The sequence below is a fragment of the Mesorhizobium sp. M0870 genome, assembly GCF_040319775.1.
In the GTDB taxonomy this organism is placed as follows: Bacteria; Pseudomonadota; Alphaproteobacteria; order Rhizobiales; family Rhizobiaceae; genus Mesorhizobium.
In genome coordinates this window covers 145,155-163,491 of the sequence record NZ_JAMYOI010000011.1, presented here as the reverse complement: position 1 = coordinate 163,491, position 18,337 = coordinate 145,155, and the positions used below count along the sequence as shown (strand labels likewise).

The following is an 18,337-nucleotide window of genomic DNA, read 5'->3' as shown; positions in this document are numbered from 1 at the left end:
GAATCGGTCCAGACGCGAATCGCGTCCGGAAACCTACCACATCGTCTTCTTGTATTCCTCGTCGAGCCAGCGGTCGGTCGCCTCGGCGGAATCGGCAACCGCCAGCTGATCGCGCATGATCTGGCCGAGCGTCGGCAGCGTCGCACGGTCGTACCAGGTTTCCGGCTTCCACAGGTCCGAGCGCATGAAGGCTTTTGCGCAGTGCATGTAGGCGGCCTTGACGCTGACCACGACGACGCTTTGCGGCTCCCTGCCGTCGACGGCGAGGCGTTCGCGCAAATTTGCGTCGACGGTGATGCGGGCATCGCCGTTGACGCGCAGCGTCTCGTTCATGCCGGGAATGAGGAAGAGCAGCCCGACAGAGGGATTGAGGAGAATGTTTTCCAACGTGTCGAGCCGGTTGTTGCCGGGCCGATCGGGAATGGCGATGGTGGTGTCGTCGAGAACGGTGGCAAAGCCCGGCTTGTCGCCCTTCGGCGTCACGTCGGCATTGCCGGCACCGTCGGACGAGCCGATCAGCACGAACGGGCTCTTGCCGATGAAGGAGCGGCAATGGCCGTCAAGTTTTTTCAGCTCCTTGCGGATAGAACCGTCGGTCGGCCGTGGCGTCTTGTAGATCGTCCTCAACTGGTCGCGCGTGGTGATGAATTCCATGTCCCTCTCCCCAGAACGGTTCATTGTTTCACGAACGCAGAACCGCTTTTTCTACTTTCCGGTTCTCTCTTCTTTGCCGGCCTTGTCCTCGAGTGAATGACGCAGGATCAGCGGCATCTGGCTGAAGGTGAACAGAAGCGTGATCGGCATGATGCCCCAGACCTTGAAAGTAACCCAGGCGTCGGTGGAAAAATTGCGCCACACCACCTCATTGACGATGGCCAGGAACAGGAAGAACAGGCCCCAGCGGAAGGTCAGTTTCCGCCAGCCTTCGGCGTCGAGGCTGAAGGCCGAATCGAAGACATAGCCAAGCAGCGACTTGCCGAAGTAGAGCCCGCCGAGCAGCACGCCGCCGAACAGCGTGTTGACGATGGTCGGCTTCATCTTGATGAAGATGTCGTCCTGCAGATAGAGCGTCAGCGCGCCGAAGATGAAGACGACGACGCCCGACACCATCGGCATGATCGGCAAGGTGCGGGTGAGCAGCCACGAGGCGATCAGGGCGATTGCCGTGGCGGCCATGAACAGCCCGGTGGCGACGAAAATCGGCCCGCCGAACTCGGCCAGAACAGGGAATTTCTGCACCAGCCATCCGCCGCGCGCATTGGCGAAGAAGAACACCATCAACGGACCCAGCTCCAGCACTAGCTTGAGCAGCGGATTGACGCCTTCCTTCTTCTGCTTCTGCGGGTCCGACGGATCGCGTTCGAGAATGGGTGCGTTCATGGAATCTCTTTCTTGCGCATGATCTGATCCAAAAAGTCTGCAACTTTTTGGGACATGCTTGTTAAGCTACTCCAGCGATCGCCCTGGCGAATTCGCTTGCCGAGAAAGGTTCGAGGTCGTCGACCTGTTCGCCGACGCCGATGAAATAGACCGGCAATTTGTGCTTCGCCGCGATCGCCACCAGAATACCGCCGCGCGCCGTGCCGTCCAGCTTGGTCATCACCAGGCCGTTGACGCCGGCGATATTGCGGAAGATCTCGACCTGGTTGAGCGCGTTCTGGCCGGTGGTGGCGTCGACCGTCTGCAGCACGGTGTGCGGTGCTTCGGGATCGAGCTTGCCAAGCACGCGGACGATCTTTTCGAGCTCGGCCATCAGTTCGGTCTTGTTCTGCAGGCGGCCGGCGGTATCGATGATCAGCACGTCTGAGCCGGCTTCCCTGGCCTTCTCGAAGGCGTCATATGCCAGCCCCGCGGCATCGGCGCCGATCTTGGACGCGATGACCGGCGATTTCGTCCGCTCGCCCCAGATCTTCAACTGTTCGATCGCCGCGGCGCGAAAGGTGTCGCCAGCGGCGAGCATCACCGACAGGCCGCCATCGGTGAGCTTGGCGGCGAGCTTGCCGATGGTGGTGGTCTTGCCGGTGCCGTTGACGCCGACCACCAGGATGACATGCGGCTTGTGCGACAGGTCGAGCTCCAGCGGCATGGCGACATGGGTCAGCACTTTTTCCACCTCGGCCGCCATGATGGCGCGGACCTCGGTGTCGGAGACGTCCTTGCCGTAGCGGCTGGCGGCCAGCGCGTCGGTAACGCGCAAGGCCGTCTCCATGCCGAGATCGGCGCGGATCAGCACATCCTCCAGGTCCTGCAGCGTCTCCTCGTCCAGCTTGCGTTTGGTGAAGACGCCGGCAATGTTGCCGGTGAGTTCCTTGGACGAACGGGCAAGCCCGTCCTTCATGCGCTGGAACCAGGAGCGCCTCGGTGCCGGTTCCGGTGCCTTCTGCGGCTCGGCCTTCTGCTCGACCTTTTTGGTGACGGTCACCTTGCCGGGGGCGGCTTTCGGCTCCGGCGCGGGTTGTGGAAGAGACTGCGGCTCGGGCGCGATTTCCGCAATGACCGGCTGCGATTCGATAGGCGCAGGCTGGCGAATGGGACGTGCGATTTCGGCGGCGGGTGCTTCGGGCGTCGGCGCTGAAACTTCTTCCTTCTCTCCGTCGCTATACGGGGAGAAGGTGCCGGCAGGCGGATGAGGGGCGGCGCTGGCGTCTGAAGACGGCTGAAGAGGGGACGGCGCCGGTGTCGGCACCTCTATCGGGGCTGGGGTCTCTGCCGGAACCTCGGCAGGCGTAGGCACTTCGACCGGGGCCGGCTCCGGCTGTTTCTCCGGGCGTGACGGGACGATCTCCGGCTCGGCCGGCGCCGGAGCAGGGACTTCTTGCGGCTGCGGTTCGGGAGCAGGCTCCGGAACGGCGGAAGGTGTTGGTATCTCCTCGGGCGCCGGCGGCTCGGCTGGCGTCTCGGGCGCTGGTTCTTCTTGTGGCTCGGGCTCCGGCAGAGGTTCCGGCTCGGAGGGAACAGCCGGCTCCGGTGCTGGCGGGATGGTTGGCTCCGGCTCGGGCACCGGTTCCTCGACAGGCGCCGGTTGCGGCGCAGGAATTACCTCCGGCTCGACTACCGGCGCCGGCGTCGTTTCCGCCTCGGGCCGCGACTCGTCGCGCTTCAAGAACTCCGGGACGGCCTGTTCGGCCGCCGGCTTCAGCGCATCGAGCGCTTCCCATCTGATCGGCGGCAGCGGGGCGGTCTCGTCGACCCGCTCCTCGACCACCTCCTTCTTGCCGAACGAAAATATCTTCTTGAAAAAACCAGCCATGCTTTGCGTTTCTCAGGCGGCGCGGGCGGCATGCGGCGCCGCGATCAGCCGGATACCATCGTGGCCTGAGATACCGGCCTCGACGATCTCACCCGGTGCGCCCGTGCCGAGTGCGGCAAGCGTAAAACCCTCGGTGCGGCCAAGGCCGTCGCGCTCGATCAGGATCGACTGACGCGTACCGGTGAGCGACGACAGATGCCTGACATAGGCAGCTTCACCGGCGGCACGCAGCCGGGCAGCGCGCTGCTTGACCACCTCGCGGCGCAGCTGCGGCATGAGCGCGGCGGGCGTGCCTTCGCGTGGGCTGAAGGGGAAGACGTGGAGATGGGTCAGGCCACACTCCTCGACAATTTTCTCCGAGTTCTCGAACATTTCGTCGGTCTCGGTCGGGAAGCCGGCGATGATGTCGGCGCCAAAGACGATACCGGGGCGCAGCTTGCGCACATCCTCGCAGAAGCGGATCGACTGATCGCGTAGGTGCCTTCGCTTCATCCGCTTCAGGATCATGTCGTCGCCCGATTGCAGCGACAGATGCAGATGCGGCATCAACCTGGGCTCGGTGGCGATGGCATCGAGCAGATCGTCGTCGGCCTCGATCGAATCGATGGAGGACAGCCGCAGGCGCTTCACGTCCGGCACCTGTTTCAGGATTGTTTTCACCAGCCTGCCGAGCTTCGGCGCGCCCGGCAGATCGGCGCCGAATGATGTCATGTCGACGCCGGTCAGAACGATCTCGGCATAGCCGTTGCCGGCGAGCCGCTTGACCTGCTCGACCACGGCGCCCATCGGCACCGAGCGCGAATTGCCGCGGCCGTAGGGAATGATGCAGAAGGTGCAGCGGTGGTCGCAGCCATTCTGCACCTGGACGAAGGCGCGTGCCCGGCCCTCGATGGCGTCGACCATGTGGCCTGCGGTCTCACGCACCGAAAAGATATCGTTGACGCGTGCCTTTTCGGTGTCGTTGACGCCGAAATCCGGCAGTGCGCGATAGGAGTTGGCCTTCAGCTTCTCTTCATTGCCGAGCACGAGATCGACCTCGTCCATGGCGGCGAATTTTTCAGGCTCGGTCTGCGCGGCGCAGCCGGTGACGATGATGCGCGCCTGCGGGTTGTCGCGGCGCGCCTTGCGGATCGCCTGCTTGGCCTGGCGCACTGCTTCGCCTGTCACGGCGCAGGTGTTGAAGATCATGGCGCCACCTTCCAGCGCGCCCAGACCGGCACTTTCAGCCTCGCGCCGCATCACCTGCGATTCATAGGTGTTGAGCCGACAGCCGAAGGTGACGACATCGATGCCCTGGGACATCGGGCTCTTGGGCAGAGCGGACATCAGGCCGCGCTTTCGGTGTCGCGGGCCCATGTCCCGTTCGACGGGTCGAAGCTGCCGGAAAATTCCCATTCGGCGGCGCCCGTCAGGACCACGTGGTCATCGTCGCGCCATTCGACATGCAGCATGCCGCCGCCGGGGGTCAACAGACTGACGCTGCGGCCGGTCCGGTTGGTGCGGGCAGCGGCCACGACGGCGGCGCAGGCGGCCGAGCCGCAGGCCTTGGTCAGTCCGGCGCCGCGCTCCCAGGTGCGGATGATCATCGTTTCGGGCGAAGTAACCTGAGCGATGGTGATGTTGGCGCGCTCGGGGAACATCGGGTGGTTCTCGAGCAGCGGGCCGAAGCGGTCGAGCTCATAGGACCAGACGTCATTGTCGACCCAGAAGATGGCGTGCGGATTGCCCATCGAGACGACCGAGGGTGAATGCAGCACCGGCGCGTCGATCGGGCCGATCTGCAGCTCGATCATCCGGGTGTCGCGGAACTCCTCGGCCAGCGGGATATCCTGCCAGCCGAAGCGCGGCGTGCCCATATCGACCGAGATCGAACCGTCGGCGTGCTCGCGCGCGTTGAGGATACCGGCAACGGTTTCGAAGGTGAAGATCTTCTGGCCGGTCTCGGCGGCGAGCGCCTGGACGACGCAGCGCATGCCATTGCCGCAGGCCTGGGCGCTGGTTCCATCGGAATTCAAGATGTCGATGAAAAAGGCGGTGCCCGGCGTCCTGGCGTCATGGATCGCCATGATCTGGTCGAAGCTGGTCGCGGCATCGGCATTCAGCGCAATCGCCGCCGCCGCCGTCACCCGGTCGGCACGGCCACGCATATCGGCAACGATGATCTCATTGCCGATGCCGTTCATCTTGGCGAAAGGGGCAGTGCTGGCCATTGCTCCGAAAAATTCCGTGTCCGTTTGGCGCTATATGGCGGAAACGGGCAGGAATTACCAGTGCGCAGCCGCTTGGTCACGGCGAAAGCGCCGGACTTACGTGACGGCGAAAATGCCCAGCACCATCAGCAGGAAAATGATCAGAACGATGCCGATAAGGATGCGCGCACCGGTGGCGGCGGCACCTGCCAGCGCCGGCATGCCGAGCAGACTCGCCGCCGCGGCGACGATCAGGAGAATGACGATCCATTTGAGCATGGCAATGCCTCGCAAACCGGCAGATTTTTCAACCACATGAAAACGCGGTTGCCGCGTTGGGGTTCCGTCGAAACCGGATCAGGGCGCTATGTGCTCCGGCACATCCCAGACCTCGCCCGGCCGCAAGGCGCGAAAACGCTCGCGTGGGATGCCTTGATCGTCGAGCGCCTCGGTCAATTTACGCGCCGGCTCGTCGATCGGTTCGTCGGTGAGTTGGAATGTGCCCCAGTGACAGCCAGCGGCATGGGCGGCATTGCATAGCGTCATGCCTTGCACCGCTTCCCAGGGATTCTGGTGCTGCGACGCCATGAACCAGCGCGGCTCATAGGCGCCGATCGGCAGGATGGCGAAGCGGAAGCCGCCATGTTTCTCGGCCATCAGCCGGTAGTTGACGCCATTGTGAAAGCCGGTATCGCCGGCGAAATAGAGCTTGCTGTCAGGCGTTTCGACGACGAAGCCGGCCCACAGCGCCATGCGCCGGTCGCGGGCGCCACGCGCCGACCAGTGATGCACCGGCTCGACATGGACGGCGGCGCCATTGCCGATCTCGACCCTGTCGCCCCAGTCATGCGCCGACAGTCGCATGCCGGGCACGGCGGCTTCGATGATGGCGTCGTTGCCGAGCGGGGTGAGCACCAGCGGGTCGTGGCCGGCCTTCAGCCGCTTCAACGTGGCGAGGTCGAGATGGTCATAGTGGTTGTGGCTGACCAGAACGAGGTCGATCGGCGGCAGGTCGGCAAAGGCGATGCCTGGCGCATTGATGCGTTTTGGTCCGGCGAAGGAAAGCGGTGACGCGCGCAGCGACCACACCGGATCGGTAAGAATGTTCAGACCGGCCGTCTGGACCAGCAAGGTGGAATGACCAACCATGGTCACTTCCAGCGCGGCGCCCTCGACCCGAGCCGTCGGTTTCGCCTGCGGAAAGGGGCTTGCATCGCTCGCCGGCCATTTCGAGCGCTGGCCATTCAACTGCCATTTCAGCAGGTCGGCGAAACGGCCGGGTGGCTGGCCGTCGGGATTGAAGAACAATGCGCCGTCGAAATGGTCGCTGGGCGGGCCGCTGTAATAGCGATTGGCGGCAGTCTTTCTCGCGGCCAATTTGCGGCTCCAGCAGGGTTTCGTTTTCCAGACATAGGCGCTAAGGCGGTTCGCGCAAGCGTCCACCGACGAAGTGTTGACCGGAATTCCCAAGCGACGCGCGACAAGCGGTCAGCCGTCCCCATTGCGATAAAATTGCAACACTTCTGGCTGCAAACTGTATTTTAACCATATCGGGTTGAAATTTCGCCACCTTCTCCATCTTGGTGGGGGTGAGATTGTGCGGACGGCTTCCCCCCAGCCGGATCCGACGGAGGTTGGAATGACTTTTTCGAAAACCGGTCTGGTGGCCGTATCGCTGGCGGCGCTCGTTGCGGGCGGCTGTTCGACCTCACGTTTTTCCTCGATGGATGACCAGCAGCCGGCACCGCTGGAGGCCGCGCCCGCCGGCAAGGTGACGGCGAACCAATTGCCGCCGCCGGCATCGCCGGGCACCACCGACCCGTCGCAATTCCCGACCGCTCCGGCGAACACGCAGGTCGCCGCGCTGCCTTCGGACGGCTCGGCGCCGGCCGGCGCTTCGGACGTGACCGCCGCCAGCGTCGCCGGTGTCTGGAATGCCAGCGTTGCGGGCCAGAGCTGCAAGGTGGCGACACCGCAGACCAAATTCGGCGCCGGATTCCGCGCCGGTCCGCTGCATTGCCCGGCGCCGATGGACGGCATCAAGTCGTGGAACGTCGCCGGCAAACAGCTGACGCTCTATGACGAGAGCGGCGGTGCGCTGGCGCGGCTCTATTCCTCGGGCGGCTCGAAATTCGACGGCCAGACTTCCAACGGCCAGCCGATTTCACTTACGAGATAGTTTTGTTTTACGCAATTCCGGTTCCCGGAATCGCTCCAGAACGACGTGACCGATGCATCTGCGTGACGGCCTCCAGACCCATGCGACCGTCAGGCAGCGCTACGACCATCTGGTGGAAACCGGTACGATCGACCGCGATCCGGCGCAGGAACGGATCGTTGCGGCGCTCGACCGGCTGACCGATGAGATCTCGGCCAAGCGGCTGGCGCATAAGTCGAGCGCGCTGGGCTGGCTGTTCGCCCGCAAGCGCGAGACGCATGAGGCCGTCAAAGGCCTCTACATCCATGGCGGCGTCGGACGCGGCAAGACCATGCTGATGGACATGTTCTTCGACTTGCTGCCGGTGCGGCGCAAGCGCCGCGTCCACTTCAACGACTTCATGGCCGACGTGCAGGACCGTATCCAGAAGCACCGGCAGGCGCGCAAGAATGGCGACGTCAGGGAAGACGATCCGATCCCGCCGGTGGCCAAGGCCCTTGCCGAGCAAGCCTGGGTGCTGTGCTTCGACGAGTTCTCGGTTACCGACATTGCCGACGCGATGATCCTGTCCAGGTTGTTTTCGGCGCTGTTTGCCAGCGGCGTGGTGCTGGTCGCCACCTCGAATGTGGCGCCGGAAAACCTCTACCGCGACGGGCTGAACCGCCAGCTTTTCCTGCCCTTCATCGGCATACTGGAGCGGCACACACAGGTGCTGGCGCTCGATGCCGACAAGGACTACCGGCTGGACAAGCTCGCCCGGACACCGGTCTATGTCACGCCGGCCGACGCGGCGGCGGACCAGCTACTCGACGAGGTCTGGCAAGCCATGACGCGGGGCGCGCCGACCGCCGAGACATCGATTGCCCTCAAAGGGCGGCAGGTGATCGTGCCGCGTGCGGCGGGCGATGCGGCGCGGTTCTCCTTCGCCGATCTCTGCGAGAAGCCGCTTGGCGCGCGTGATTTCCTGGCGATCGCCGGGCGCTTCTCAACCATTTTCATCGACCACGTCCCGGTGCTCGGCGAAGGCAAGCGCAACGAGGCCAAGCGCTTCATCCTGCTGATCGACACGCTCTACGACCATCGTATGCGGCTGGTGGCGAGCGCCGAAGCGCCGCCGCAAGCACTTTATGCAGCCAAGCGCGGCGTCGAAGTCTTCGAGTTCGAGCGCACCGCATCGCGGCTGATCGAGATGCAAAGCCGCGACTGGCTGGAGGATTGGGCGGAGCGGCAGAAAGGAAAGCCGGCGGTGTCGGAAGCGTCGCAGGCGCAGGCCTAAAGAAAGCAATTGGCAGCTTAGGCGCCCCGCTCATTCCTGCTTCGTTGAAGATTGGCGAAATCGCGTGGCAATCGATCTCCCCCCTCGAGGGGGGAGATGGCCGGCAGGCCAGAGGGGGTTGGTTCGACCGGGCGCGGCACAGATGGCGCCAGCGCTTCACGCGCGGCGACCCCCTCTGTCGCCTTCGGTGACATCTCCCCCCTTGCGGGCAGGGCTATCGCACATGGATTCTTGCGAAGAAGAACCCCCACCCTAACCCTCCCCACAAGGGGGGGGACGCTGCCGCGTGCCTTTAATTCTTCTTGGCGCCGAAAAGACAGGCGATGCTCCTGGGCCAGCGCCAACGGAAGTCTCCCTCTCCCTTGTGGGGAGGGGTTAGGCGTGGGGGTCCGTGCCGGGCAGACATCTCAGGAATTCCATATGCGATAGCCCTGCCCTCAAGGGGGAGATTTGGCGACCACCATCACAAGGGCGTCATCGCCTGCATCCAGCCTTACGATTTCCATCTTCGTCGGCCATTTCTTCCCAAGTCGGCTTACAAACTTTGACGTTTACGTAAATCCCAAATGATCTAACCGATTGAAAATACTGACACCAAAATAATCGTTTGAATTTTTTGCGTGCCGGGGCTATTGGGTGCGGCGAAAATTCGCGGTTCCCCGCAGCATTCCGGCCTCTTCTTCGACGCCGCCATCAAATCACCAGAGATTTGAGACGTCGTCACCGACAAAGGGAAAACATCCTCACATGGCACGCAACAAGATAGCGCTTATCGGCTCTGGCATGATCGGCGGCACGCTCGCTCACATGATCGGCCTCAAGGACCTCGGCGACGTGGTGCTGTTCGATATTGCCGAAGGTATCCCGCAGGGCAAGGGGCTCGATATCGCGCAGTCGTCGCCTGTCGATGGCTTCGACTCCAGGCTCACCGGCATCAACGACTATGCCGGCATCGAAGGGGCCGACGTCTGCATCGTCACCGCCGGCGTGCCGCGCAAGCCCGGCATGAGCCGCGACGACCTTTTGGGCATCAACCTCAAGGTCATGGAACAGGTCGGCGCCGGGCTGAAGAAGTACGCGCCGAAGGCCTTCGTCATCTGCATCACAAACCCGCTCGACGCCATGGTCTGGGCGCTGCAGAAGTTCTCAGGCCTGCCCAACAGCCATGTCGTCGGCATGGCCGGCGTGCTTGACAGCGCGCGCTTCCGCTATTTCCTGGCAGAGGAATTCAAGGTCTCGGTCGAGGACGTCACCGCCTTCGTGCTCGGCGGCCACGGCGATTCCATGGTGCCGATGATCCGCTATTCGACGGTATCGGGCATTCCGCTGCCCGACCTCATCAAGATGGGCTGGACCTCGAAGGAGAAGCTCGACCAGATCGTGCAGCGCACCCGCGACGGCGGCGCCGAGATCGTCGGCCTGCTCAAGACCGGTTCGGCCTATTACGCGCCGGCCGCTTCGGCGATCTCGATGGCCGAAGCCTATCTCAAGGACAAGAAGCGCGTGCTGCCCTGCGCGGCGTATCTCTCCGGCCAGTATGGCGTCAAGAACACCTATGTCGGCGTTCCCGTGGTGATCGGCGCCGGCGGCGTCGAGCGCATCATCGAGATCGAACTCAACAAGAGCGAGCAGAAGATGTTCGACTCCTCTGTGGCGACGGTGCAGGGCCTGACCGAGGCCTGCGTCAAGATCGCGCCGCAACTCGCCTCCAAATGAATCTCCAGTAAGTGAACCCCCAGTCGATCCGGAGACCATCCAGATGAACATCCATGAGTATCAGGGCAAGGCGCTGCTGAAGAGCTTTGGCGCGCCGGTGGCCGAAGGCGTGCCGGTGTTCAAGGCGAGCGAAGCGGAAGCCGCCGCCAAGGCGCTGCCGGGCCCGCTCTATGTGGTGAAGAGCCAGATCCATGCCGGCGGACGCGGCAAGGGCAAATTCAGCGAGCTCGGCCCGGACGCCAAGGGCGGCGTGCGGCTGGCGAAATCGGTGGCCGACGTCATCGCCAACGCCAACGAGATGCTGGGCAACACGCTGGTGACCAAGCAGACCGGTCCGGCCGGCAAGCAGGTCAACCGCCTCTACATCGAAGACGGCGCCGACATCGAGCGCGAGCTCTATCTGTCGATCCTGGTCGACCGTTCGGTCGGCCGCATCGCCTTCGTCGTCTCGACCGAGGGCGGCATGGACATCGAAGCGGTCGCCCATGACACGCCCGAAAAGATCATCACCGTCGCCATCGATCCGGAAAAAGGCGTCACGGCAGCCGACCTGAAGGCGCTCAACGGCGCGCTCAAGCTCGACGGCGATGCGGCCAAGGACGGCGATACGCTGTTCCCGATCCTCTACAAGGCCTTCGTCGAGAAGGACATGAGCCTGCTCGAGGTCAACCCGCTGATCGTCATGAAGAACGGCCGGCTGCGCGTGCTCGACGCGAAAGTGTCGTTCGACAACAACGCGCTGTTCCGCCACCCCGACGTGCTCGAACTGCGCGACACAACCGAAGAGGACGAAAAGGAAATCGAGGCGTCGAAATACGACCTCGCCTATGTCGCGCTCGACGGCAATATCGGCTGCATGGTCAACGGCGCCGGCCTCGCCATGGCGACGATGGACATCATCAAGCTCTATGGCGCCGAGCCGGCCAACTTCCTCGATGTCGGCGGTGGCGCGTCCAAGGAGAAGGTGACGGCGGCGTTCAAGATCATCACCAGGGATCCGGCGGTCAAGGGTATCCTGATCAACATCTTCGGCGGCATCATGAAGTGCGACATCATTGCCGAGGGCGTCATTGCCGCGGTCAAGGAAGTCGGGCTGGAAGTGCCGCTGGTGGTGCGCCTGGAAGGCACCAATGCCGAGCTCGGCAAGAAGATCATCAACGACAGCGGCCTCAACGTGGTGTCGGCCGATGATCTCGACGACGCAGCCAAGAAGATCGTGGCGGCGGTGAAGGGCTGAGCGGATGCCTCCGCGCAAGATAAACCTCGTCGAGGCGGCGGATCGGACCATCACCAAGGTCTTCGATCCGCATATCGCCGGCGACGTCAACGACAGCCAGGCGAAGGTCGCCAAGTTCGGCGAGATGTTCGACTGGCATGCGCATGACAATGAGGACGAAGCCTTCCTCGTGCTGCGCGGGCGTATCGCCATCGATTTCCGCGACGGTCCGGTCGAGCTCGGCGAGGGCGATTTCATCGTCGTACCGCGCGGCGTCGAACACCGGCCGCGCTCGCTGACCGCGGAACCCGTGGTGCTGATGTTCGAGCCGGCAACGACGCTCAACACCGGCAATGCCAAAAGCGACCTCACCGTCGCCGACCTGAAGCGGCTGTAACGAACTTGCGGCTGCCACACAGTTACACATATACTGTGTGAAGTAGGCGCAGGAGAAAAGAGAAATGAAGAACATCACTCTGGCAGTCGAAGACGAGGTCTTGGAGCAGGTCAAGCTGACGGCCGCCGAACAGCGAACGACCGTCAACGCCATGGTGCGGGAGTTTTTCTCGGCAGTGGCCGCCAAGCGGTACGCCAAGGACGAGGCACGGCAGGCCCTTCTGCGGCTCGCCCGCGAGGCGGCAGGCGACATGGGTGGCAAGAAATGGAACCGGGAAGCTCTCTATGATCGCTGACTGCTTCCTCGACACGAACATTCTCGTCTATGCCGCCATCGGACACAAGGCCGAGCGCGCGAAGTATGAGCGCGCCGTGGAGTTGATCGCCAAGGAAGACTATTCGACCTCCGCACAGGTGCTGCAGGAGTTCTATGTCAACGTGACCAAGCGAGCTGAGGTCACACTGGCGCCGGCGAAGGCGGCCGAATGGGTCGCCGCGATCTCCATGAAGCCCTGCCAGGATCTGGATAGCGCCGTTGTAATGCGGGGCATCGCGAACGCGCAACGCTACCAGATTTCATATTGGGATGGCGCCATCATCGCCGCCGCCGAGCGCCTTGGCGTCAAGATACTCTACACCGAAGACCTCAACCACGGGCAGTCTTATGGCTCCGTGGTCGCCATGAATCCCTTCCGCAATCACTGATCAGGTCGCAAAAAATGTCCATTCTCGTCGACAAGAACACCAAGGTGCTGGTGCAGGGCCTGACCGGCAAGACCGGCACGTTCCACACCGAACAGGCGCTGGCTTATCACGGCACGAAAATGATCGGCGGCATCCACCCGAAGAAGGGTGGCGAGACGTGGACCGGCGCGAAGGGCGAGAGCCTGCCGATCTTCGCCACCGTCGCCGAGGGCCGGGAAAAGACCGGCGCCAACGCCTCCGTCGTCTATGTGCCGCCGGCGGGTGCCGCCGAGGCCATCCTGGAAGCGATTGAGGCCGAGATCCCGCTGATCATCTGCATCACCGAAGGTATCCCGGTGATGGACATGATCAAGGTCAAGGCGCGGCTCGACCGCTCGACGTCGCGGCTGATCGGGCCGAACTGCCCGGGCGTGCTGACGCCCAACGAATGCAAGATCGGCATCATGCCCGGAAACATCTTCCGCAAGGGCTCGGTCGGCGTTGTTTCGCGGTCGGGAACGCTTACCTATGAGGCAGTGTTCCAGACCACCAATGTCGGCCTCGGCCAGACCACCGCCGTTGGCATTGGCGGCGACCCCGTCAAGGGCACCGAATTCATCGACGTGCTCGAAATGTTCCTCGCCGATGACGAGACCAAGTCGATCATCATGATCGGCGAGATCGGCGGTTCCGCCGAGGAAGACGCCGCGCAGTTCCTCAAGGACGAAGCCAAGCGTGGCCGAAGCAAGCCGATGGCCGGTTTCATCGCCGGGCGCACGGCGCCGGCCGGCCGCACCATGGGCCATGCGGGCGCGGTCATCTCCGGCGGCAAGGGCGGGGCGGAAGACAAGATCGCGGCGATGGAATCGGCTGGGATAAAAGTATCGCCCTCGCCGGCGCGGCTAGGCACGACGCTGGTCGAGGCGATCAAGGGTTAAGGCAGTAAGGGAGTAGGGCAGTATGGCAGTAGGGGAATAGGAAGAACGGGACGAGCGGCGGCAACCGCCTGCTTTCCCTACTGCCTTACTCCCCTACTGCCCTACTCCCCTCCAAAAACAGGAGACGGAGCCAGGCTCCGCGGACAAAAATGGCAAGACAAGATCAGGCCAACGACCAATTTTCGCTCACCTCATTCCTCTATGGCGGCAACGCCGATTACATCGACGCGCTCTACGCCGCCTATGAGGACGATCCAGCTTCGGTCAATCCCGAATGGCAGGAGTTCTTCGCCGGGCTGAAGGACGATTCCGGCGATGTGCGCAGGAACGCCAAGGGCGCCTCATGGGCCAAGCCCTCCTGGCCGCTGCAGGCGAATGGCGAACTGGTGTCGGCGCTCGACGGCAATTGGGGCATCCTCGAGAAGACGATCGAAAAGAAGGTCAAGGACAAGGCGGTCACCAACGGCGTCGTCCTGTCCGATGCCGACGTGCACCAGGCGACGCGCGATTCGGTGCGCGCCATCATGATGATCCGCGCCTACCGCATGCGCGGCCATCTGCACGCCAATCTCGATCCGCTCGGCATCGCCAAGCCGCTCGAGGATTACAACGAGCTGTCGCCGGAGAACTATGGCTTCACCGAAGCCGACTATGACCGGCCGATCTTCCTCGACAATGTGCTCGGGCTTGAATTCGGCACCATCCGGCAGATGCTGGAAATCCTGACCCGAACCTATTGCTCGACGCTCGGCGTCGAGTTCATGCATATTTCGGACCCCGAGGAAAAGGCCTGGATCCAGGCCCGCATCGAGGGCGCCGACAAGGAGATCACCTTCACCGCCACCGGCAAGAAGGCGATCCTGCAGAAGCTGGTCGAGGCCGAAGGCTTCGAGCAGTTCATCGACGTCAAGTACAAGGGCACCAAGCGCTTCGGCCTCGATGGCAGTGAAGCGCTGATCCCGGCGCTGGAGCAGATCGTCAAGCGCGGCGGCCAGCTCGGCATGAAGGAGATCGTGCTCGGCATGGCGCATCGCGGCCGGCTGAACGTGCTCTCCCAGGTGATGGCCAAGCCGCACCGCGCCATCTTCCACGAGTTCAAGGGCGGCTCGGCCGCACCCGACGAGGTCGAGGGCTCGGGCGACGTCAAGTACCATCTCGGCGCCTCGTCGGACCGCGAGTTCGACGGCAACAAGGTGCATCTGTCCCTGACTGCCAATCCCTCGCATCTGGAAATCGTCGATCCGGTGGTGATGGGCAAGGCGCGCGCCAAGCAGGATTACCTGTTCGGCCGCAGCCGCGAGGAGATCGTGCCGCTGGAAGAGCGCGCCAAGGTGCTGCCGCTCTTGCTGCATGGCGATGCCGCCTTCGCCGGTCAGGGCGTGATCGCCGAGATCCTCGGCCTGTCCGGCCTGCGCGGCCACCGCGTCGCCGGCACGCTGCACTTCATCATCAACAACCAGATCGGTTTCACCACCAACCCGCGCTTCTCGCGCTCGTCGCCCTATCCATCAGACGTGGCCAAGATGATCGAGGCGCCGATCTTCCACGTCAATGGCGACGACCCGGAAGCCGTGGTGCACGCCACCAAGGTGGCGATCGAATTCCGCATGAAGTTCTTCAAGCCTGTTGTGGTCGATATGTTCTGCTATCGCCGCTTCGGCCACAATGAGGGCGACGAGCCGGCCTTCACCCAGCCGATCATGTATCGCAACATCCGCACCCACAAGACGACGGTCCAGATCTATGGCGACCGGCTGATCGCCGAGGGCCATATTAGCCAGGCCGAGCTCGACCAGCTCAAGGCCGACTGGCGGGCGCATCTGGAATCGGAATGGGAAGTCGGCCAGCACTACAAGCCCAACAAGGCCGATTGGCTGGACGGCGCCTGGTCGGGCCTGCGCACCGCCGACAACCAGGACGAACAGCGGCGCGGCAAGACCGCCGTGCCGGTGAAGACGCTGAAGGAAATCGGCAAGAAGCTGACCGAGGTGCCGAAGGATTTCGAGGCGCACAAGACGATCATCCGCTTCCTCGAAAACCGACGTCAGGCGATCGAGTCGGGCGAAGGCATCGACTGGTCGACGGCCGAGGCGCTGGCCTTCGGCGCCATCCTGCTCGACGGCAATCCAATCCGCCTGTCGGGGCAGGATTCCGAACGCGGCACCTTCTCGCAGCGCCATTCCGTGCTCTACGACCAGCGCGACGAGACCCGCTACATCCCGCTCAACAATCTGTCGGCGGCTCAAGCCGGCTACGAAGTCATCAACTCGATGCTGTCGGAAGAGGCGGTGCTGGGCTTCGAATATGGCTACAGCCTGGCCGAGCCGAAGGCGCTGACCTTGTGGGAAGCGCAGTTCGGCGACTTCGCCAACGGTGCCCAGGTGGTGTTCGACCAGTTCATCTCCAGCGGAGAGCGCAAGTGGCTCAGAATGTCGGGCCTCGTCTGCCTGTTGCCGCATGGCTATGAAGGCCAGGGTCCGGAACACTCTTCGGCCCGGCTCGAACGCTTCCTGCAGCTTTGCGCCGAAGACAACATGCAAGTGGCCAACTGCACGACGCCGGCCAACTACTTCCACATATTGCGCCGGCAGCTGAAGCGCGACTTCCGCAAGCCGCTGATCCTGATGACGCCGAAATCGCTGCTGCGCCACAAGCGGGCGGTGTCGACGCTGCCGGAAATTTCGGGCGAAAGCTCGTTCCACCGGCTGCTTTGGGACGACGCGCAACTGCTTTCCGGGCAGGCGATCAAGCTCACCAAGGATTCGAAGATCCGCCGCGTCGTGCTGTGCTCGGGCAAGGTCTATTACGACCTCTATGAGGAGCGCGAGAAGCGCGGCATCAACGACATCTATCTGCTGCGCGTCGAACAGCTCTATCCGTTCCCGGCCAAGGCGCTGATTACGGAACTGTCGCGTTTCCGCAATGCCGAGATGGTCTGGTGCCAGGAGGAGCCCAAGAACATGGGCGCCTGGTCGTTCATCGACCCGTATCTGGAATGGGTGCTGGCGCATATCGACGCCAAGCATCAGCGGGTGCGCTACACCGGCCGTCCTGCCGCCGCCTCGCCGGCGACCGGACTGATGTCAAAGCATCTCGCCCAGCTCGCCGCCTTGCTCGAAGACGCGCTTGGTGAATAGAGAATATCTGGGCGAACAACAGAACCGAAAGAAAACGGACAGGCACAATGGCTACCGAAATCCGCGTTCCCACTCTCGGCGAATCCGTCACTGAAGCGACCGTCGGCAAATGGTTCAAGAAGGTTGGCGATACAATCGCCGCCGATGAACCGCTGGTCGAGCTCGAGACCGACAAGGTGACGGTGGAGGTGCCTGCCGCCGCCGCCGGCACTCTGGGTGAGATCACCGTCAAGGAAGGTGAGACGGTCGGTGTCGGCGCGCTGCTGGGTTCGATTTCGGCAGGCGGCGCGGCCGCCGCGCCGGCAACCAAGCCGCAGGCGGTGTCGCAGGCCTCGTCGCCGGATGCGGCATCGACCGGCAAGCAGGCCGCGGCCGAGACCGCCAAGATCGCCGGCGACGCCGGCCCGGTCGAGCCGCGCACCATGCCACCGGCACCGGCCGCGGCGAAACTGATCGCCGAAAGCAATCTCTCGGTCGACCAGATCTCCGGTTCGGGAAAGCGTGGCCAGGTGCTGAAAGGCGACGTGCTCGACGCCATCTCCAAAGGCGCGCCGTCACAGCCGGCAGAGACGCCGAAGGCGGCACCTGCACCGGTTGCCGTGCGCGCGCCATCCTCCGGCGACGACGCCTCGCGCGAGGAGCGCGTGCGCATGACCAAGCTGCGCCAGACCATCGCGCGCCGCCTCAAGGAAGCGCAGTCGACCGCCGCCATGCTGACCACCTTCAACGAGGTCGACATGTCAGCGGTGATGGCGCTGCGCACCAAATACAAGGACGTGTTCGAGAAGAAGCACGGCGTGAAGCTCGGCTTCATGGGCTTCTTCACCAAGGCGGTGACCCACGCGCTGAAGGAAATCCCTTCGGTCAATGCCGAGATCGACGGCACCGACATCATCTTCAAGAACTATGCCCATATCGGCGTCGCCGTCGGCACCGAAAAGGGCCTCGTCGTCCCGGTCGTGCGCAATGCCGACCAGATGTCGATCGCCGAGATCGAGAAGGACATCGGCCGGCTGGGCATCGCCGCGCGCGACGGCAAGCTGTCGGTCGCCGATATGCAGGGCGGCACGTTCACGATTTCCAATGGTGGCGTTTACGGGTCGCTGATGTCGACGCCGATCCTCAACGCGCCGCAGTCGGGCATTCTTGGCATGCACAAGATCCAGGAGCGGCCTGTCGTGGTCGGCGGCCAGATCGTGATCCGGCCGATGATGTATCTGGCGCTCAGCTACGATCACCGCATCGTCGACGGCAAGGAAGCGGTGACCTTCCTCGTGCGCGTCAAGGAAAGCCTGGAAGATCCGGAACGGCTGGTACTCGATCTCTAGGGTCTGGTGCTGATCCGGCTGTTGGCATGCGTGCCGGAGGAAGGGATGC

Annotated in this window: 17 protein-coding genes; 10 read left to right on the top strand and 7 right to left on the bottom strand. The window is 63.4% G+C overall.

Annotated elements, in window-relative coordinates; all coding sequences use genetic code 11:
- Positions 1-33: 33 nt before the first annotated feature.
- The 7 genes from NKH97_RS15855 to NKH97_RS15825 form a co-directional block, all read right to left on the bottom strand.
- Positions 34-654 carry a pyridoxamine 5'-phosphate oxidase family protein gene (locus NKH97_RS15855; RefSeq protein WP_023811295.1) on the bottom strand — a complete coding sequence of 207 codons (621 nt, stop codon included), beginning with the start codon at positions 652-654 and terminating at the stop codon, positions 34-36.
- Positions 655-705: 51 nt separating this feature from the next.
- A complete protein-coding gene (locus NKH97_RS15850) occupies positions 706-1,380 on the bottom strand; it encodes a septation protein A (RefSeq protein WP_352797817.1) in 675 nt (224 codons plus the stop codon).
- Positions 1,381-1,441: 61 nt separating this feature from the next.
- The gene (ftsY, locus tag NKH97_RS15845; protein ID WP_352797814.1) at positions 1,442-3,250 is read right to left on the bottom strand and encodes a signal recognition particle-docking protein FtsY; all 1,809 of its coding nucleotides are present in this window, start codon (positions 3,248-3,250) and stop codon (positions 1,442-1,444) included.
- Between the two features lie 12 nt (positions 3,251-3,262).
- Entirely contained in the window at positions 3,263-4,576 is a 1,314-nt protein-coding gene (mtaB, locus tag NKH97_RS15840; protein WP_352759320.1) for a tRNA (N(6)-L-threonylcarbamoyladenosine(37)-C(2))-methylthiotransferase MtaB, read from the bottom strand.
- A complete protein-coding gene (gene dapF / locus NKH97_RS15835) occupies positions 4,576-5,460 on the bottom strand; it encodes a diaminopimelate epimerase (RefSeq protein ID WP_023811291.1) in 885 nt (294 codons plus the stop codon). The genes mtaB and dapF overlap by 1 nt, the downstream gene beginning before the upstream one ends.
- Positions 5,461-5,556: 96 nt before the next feature.
- Entirely contained in the window at positions 5,557-5,718 is a 162-nt protein-coding gene (locus NKH97_RS15830) for a DUF1328 family protein (RefSeq protein WP_128304269.1), read from the bottom strand.
- Positions 5,719-5,796: 78 nt separating this feature from the next.
- The gene (locus NKH97_RS15825; RefSeq protein WP_352797812.1) at positions 5,797-6,816 is read right to left on the bottom strand and encodes an MBL fold metallo-hydrolase; all 1,020 of its coding nucleotides are present in this window, start codon (positions 6,814-6,816) and stop codon (positions 5,797-5,799) included.
- A gap of 262 nt (positions 6,817-7,078) precedes the next feature.
- Between NKH97_RS15825 and NKH97_RS15820 the strand changes: the two genes are divergently transcribed.
- The 10 genes from NKH97_RS15820 to odhB all read left to right on the top strand — a co-directional run bounded on the left by NKH97_RS15820 (position 7,079) and on the right by odhB (position 18,288).
- Complete coding sequence (locus NKH97_RS15820; protein WP_352797810.1) at positions 7,079-7,618, top strand: protease inhibitor Inh/omp19 family protein; 540 nt, start codon at positions 7,079-7,081, stop codon at positions 7,616-7,618.
- Positions 7,619-7,670: 52 nt separating this feature from the next.
- On the top strand, positions 7,671-8,873 hold the full coding sequence (zapE, locus tag NKH97_RS15815) for a cell division protein ZapE (RefSeq protein WP_352797807.1): 1,203 nt from the start codon (positions 7,671-7,673) through the stop codon (positions 8,871-8,873).
- 747 nt (positions 8,874-9,620) lie between these two features.
- A complete protein-coding gene (mdh, locus tag NKH97_RS15810; protein ID WP_013528846.1) occupies positions 9,621-10,589 on the top strand; it encodes a malate dehydrogenase in 969 nt (322 codons plus the stop codon).
- Between the two features lie 43 nt (positions 10,590-10,632).
- Positions 10,633-11,826: an ADP-forming succinate--CoA ligase subunit beta gene (gene sucC / locus NKH97_RS15805; RefSeq protein ID WP_128304265.1), complete on the top strand. Its 1,194-nt coding sequence runs from the start codon at positions 10,633-10,635 to the stop codon at positions 11,824-11,826.
- Between the two features lie 4 nt (positions 11,827-11,830).
- On the top strand, positions 11,831-12,202 hold the full coding sequence (locus NKH97_RS15800) for a cupin domain-containing protein (RefSeq protein WP_023811285.1): 372 nt from the start codon (positions 11,831-11,833) through the stop codon (positions 12,200-12,202).
- 64 nt (positions 12,203-12,266) lie between these two features.
- Positions 12,267-12,497 (top strand): hypothetical protein, encoded by a 231-nt coding sequence (locus tag NKH97_RS15795; RefSeq protein WP_023811284.1) that lies wholly within the window; start codon positions 12,267-12,269, stop codon positions 12,495-12,497.
- Positions 12,487-12,906 (top strand): PIN domain-containing protein, encoded by a 420-nt coding sequence (locus NKH97_RS15790; RefSeq protein WP_127296323.1) that lies wholly within the window; start codon positions 12,487-12,489, stop codon positions 12,904-12,906. Before NKH97_RS15795 ends, NKH97_RS15790 begins: the two co-directional genes overlap by 11 nt.
- A 14-nt stretch (positions 12,907-12,920) precedes the next feature.
- Entirely contained in the window at positions 12,921-13,823 is a 903-nt protein-coding gene (gene sucD / locus NKH97_RS15785; RefSeq protein ID WP_352612849.1) for a succinate--CoA ligase subunit alpha, read from the top strand.
- 149 nt (positions 13,824-13,972) lie between these two features.
- Complete coding sequence (locus NKH97_RS15780; protein WP_352797802.1) at positions 13,973-16,960, top strand: 2-oxoglutarate dehydrogenase E1 component; 2,988 nt, start codon at positions 13,973-13,975, stop codon at positions 16,958-16,960.
- Positions 16,961-17,007: 47 nt separating this feature from the next.
- Positions 17,008-18,288 carry a 2-oxoglutarate dehydrogenase complex dihydrolipoyllysine-residue succinyltransferase gene (odhB, locus tag NKH97_RS15775; RefSeq protein WP_023811280.1) on the top strand — a complete coding sequence of 427 codons (1,281 nt, stop codon included), beginning with the start codon at positions 17,008-17,010 and terminating at the stop codon, positions 18,286-18,288.
- Positions 18,289-18,337: the final 49 nt, after the last annotated feature.